The following is a 3,259-nucleotide window of genomic DNA, read 5'->3' on the forward strand; positions in this document are numbered from 1 at the left end:
TGACTGCGTTTATAAATTTCTAACAGATTACTTAGCTTAATATTGAATAACCCACTTGCATTAAAGTTAACATAGGCCATTTAAGCCGATTGAAGCACTTCACCTCAAAAGTAATCATTGATGGTATTTTAACGTATAATTTGGGATGAATAAAAGAGATAAGTGAAATGAGTAGTATTAAATGACTTCAGCGCAAGGGAACCAGTTCATTTACATTCAGATGGTCAATTTGTTTGCGTATTCAAGTTAATGAATCGCTCTTGAGGAAGTTTTAGCTGACTTCTTACCACTTTATTCGCCTCATAATCTTAGCCAATAATGTTCGATAATTTTTTTGATGATTTAAAACTAAAATTATTTTTTCTGTTAGTTCTGAATCGGAAGAAGTATATCGATTTAATTTTGAACATATTTGCGAGTACAATACTGAATGGTGTAATGCAAGATGTGCACAAACATAGGTGAGATCCTCTTTGCTAAGGGTCTGTTCCAGGTGTTTTAAACTCGAGCGATGCTTAAGGTATGTGATTAAAATCTTGCCATTAAATACTTTATTATCATGTACAAAATCCCTAACATTATGCAGTGCTTGCTTTTGATAGCGTTCAAACAATTCCTTAGGTAAGAAAGAAAAAAGCTGTATGCGATCACTGAAGGCCTGGAGCGCTTGGTCGATTGCTGTGTCCAAATTGGTTAATTCAAATTGATTTAACCAACGTTTAAATTCCAATGCTTCAAAACAATAAGAATTGTTTGTCACAACTTTCGAAGATGGCATGTCGGGTAACCCAGCAGCAGACCAGAAATCCTCAATTAAATTATACCCTTGTTCAGATATCGGTAAATAAGCTCTTAAAATAAAGCGTTTTTTACCTATATGTTGGATGGTATCCGTTAAGATATTAAGTGACGTAATATGCAAATTCTTACCAAAAGAGAGCGCAGTGGTCCTCATATGGCGCTTAACCGATTGATTATAAGAGGACTCAAATGTTTCCAAGGGACAACGAAGATAAGCAATAAACTGAGCCTGTGGGATTGACTTGGCAATTTCTTTGGCAAGATAGAAAAAATATTCCGAGCTTAACAACAGCATGTCTAAGTCAGAACGCTCAAATTCATTAAGCACATGTCGAATTTTGTCTTCACAAACTTGCCACTTACCATCTTCATTTAAAGACAATATTGTATTCATATTGCCCGAACTTATGCCATTAGGACCAACCTCGTGTCTAGGATAGTCAATCCCTTCACAACGTAATATATGCCTAGCATTATGCAAGGCATATTGTATCGCAGAAGTACCACTTTTTGGCGGGCCAATGTGAATAAGGATCTGTTTGTTCATCTATCAGTTATTCTTTAAGCACGAGTTTATTCTGCACGTAAACAAATCACTTCACTCATTGGTCGATATAGACGGTGATCTGGATAAATACACAACTTCACGCAACTCCTTCATGAAGTCGAATTTTCCATCCCAATCATCACACATCACCAATACATCAGACTTATCATATTCAATATACTCCGCTTTATTCTCTAACAATTCTACCGAAAAACAAATTTAACATAGCGAAGACTATTAATGATCTTCATCCTATCACTTTGATTATAATCAGGATTCCTGCCTATTTTTTGAAATAGTTCAGATTATCAGTGGAGACACCTACAAATAAGCGGTCAACATACATTGACGCACGTTGAAGAAGATTAATATGACCCACATGAAACTCATCGAATATGCCAAAAATAATTTCTCTTTTTATCATTATCCAGATAGTTTAAGTTATAGTTTTTAGTCAATTAATATGAAAACGTATTTCACATGGATGCTTATTTTACAAACGCTTGCAATTGTGGATTTACACCTACGTTAGTATCTTCCAAAATTTTCAAATACCGCTTTGCCAATACTTGTCTACTATTATCATACTTACTTGCATCGAATTCAACTCGATTAACAACCGATTCAAGAGTCGTTTTAGAATGAACCTTATCAAGAGAAAATTTTGGCAATTGCATTATATCTACTAATTCCGTTAACCTTGAATCGTGAGGTAATATTATGCATGGTGTACCTACTTGCCAGGCAAGCATGTTGCCATGCATACGTGTTCCAATAGATAAATCAAATCTCTTTAACTTATACATCCATTCTTCTGTATTAAAATAAATAGAGAATTTTTGCTGTACAAATTTAGTGAATATGTTTGTAGATACGCCTGGCGCCAGAATATTTCGCACACGATTTATTACTTCTGGATTAAATTGTTTAAAACTTTGATGCGCTAATTGTAACAATTCAAGTGGTGCCTGATTAATAACCTCGACATCACGACCGATAGACCAGCTAAACATCGTCGATACCTTTTCAGACAAACTTTCTGTAATGTCTATATTTAGTGCAATTCTTTGAATATCTTTTAGCGAATCTAGTTTGGCTAAATTTTCCACACCAAGATTGGGATTGTAATTAATAAAATTAGATGGACAGCCAATTACCTCAATATTTTTAATACCATTTTGATTTAAAATATCCGCCGTATAATTCCCCCTAACACCTACTGCAACCGCTCGTTCCGAAATGACTTTCATAAATCGTTTTGAACCTGGTTTAAAACTAAGTTTTTCTCCTACATTTTTCGCTTGTGCACCCAAACCACAAATAATTAATGGGAGATCTGCTTTTTCAAAAAGATCTGCTAAAACAGATAGATCCCAACCTGGATAAAGTTGATTAGCCGCGGGGAAAACTAAAACATCATAATTTGCTTTTAAATATTTCGGATCTACACCCCAACCGAAATAATCCTTTTCCCCTTCAATATGCTCGTTCATCGCATACCAAAATGCTAGATTGCCGGTATTCAAACCTACTTCTTTATTTAATTCTTCAATACTTTTATTGTAGCTATCACTTATATGACCTGGCTTTCCAATAATAGCTATTCTTTTATTTTTCATTACTTACCTTATTTCAAAAACATAATCTGCGCCGAAAAATTTAATTTTAATTATAGAAACCCTAAAATTCGACTATAAACTTCCACCCCCCATAATTGATATATCGGATGTGAGGTGCCTTAATCATATCAATAATTTTAATCTGTATTAACTCAAAAAAGGATAAATTACGTTAGCGTCTTTTAATTTTCGTAATTTTACTCAGATTAATAATATGCACTACATTTTAGAATTGTCAGAGTCTAAGTGCAAACCATTAACAGGATGTTTAAAATTTATCAGATTTATCAAG

Annotated in this window: 2 protein-coding genes and 1 pseudogene; all 3 read right to left on the minus strand. The window is 34.0% G+C overall.

Annotated features, from left to right (window positions below):
• Nucleotides 1-283: 283 nt before the first annotated feature.
• The 3 genes and pseudogenes from ACJAT7_RS18655 to ACJAT7_RS18665 all read right to left on the minus strand — a co-directional run bounded on the left by ACJAT7_RS18655 (nucleotide 284) and on the right by ACJAT7_RS18665 (nucleotide 2,967).
• Nucleotides 284-1,348, minus strand: coding sequence for a hypothetical protein (locus ACJAT7_RS18655; RefSeq protein WP_415228290.1), 1,065 nt, complete (start codon nucleotides 1,346-1,348; stop codon nucleotides 284-286).
• Nucleotides 1,349-1,399: 51 nt separating this feature from the next.
• Nucleotides 1,400-1,769, minus strand: a pseudogene (locus ACJAT7_RS18660) (adenylyltransferase/cytidyltransferase family protein).
• Between the two features lie 67 nt (nucleotides 1,770-1,836).
• Nucleotides 1,837-2,967: a polysaccharide pyruvyl transferase family protein gene (locus tag ACJAT7_RS18665; RefSeq protein ID WP_415228291.1), complete on the minus strand. Its 1,131-nt coding sequence runs from the start codon at nucleotides 2,965-2,967 to the stop codon at nucleotides 1,837-1,839.
• Between the last annotated feature and the right edge of the window lie 292 nt (nucleotides 2,968-3,259).

Origin of the sequence: Psychromonas sp., from assembly GCF_047632995.1 — a bacterium.
Lineage (GTDB): Bacteria > Pseudomonadota > Gammaproteobacteria > Enterobacterales > Psychromonadaceae > Psychromonas.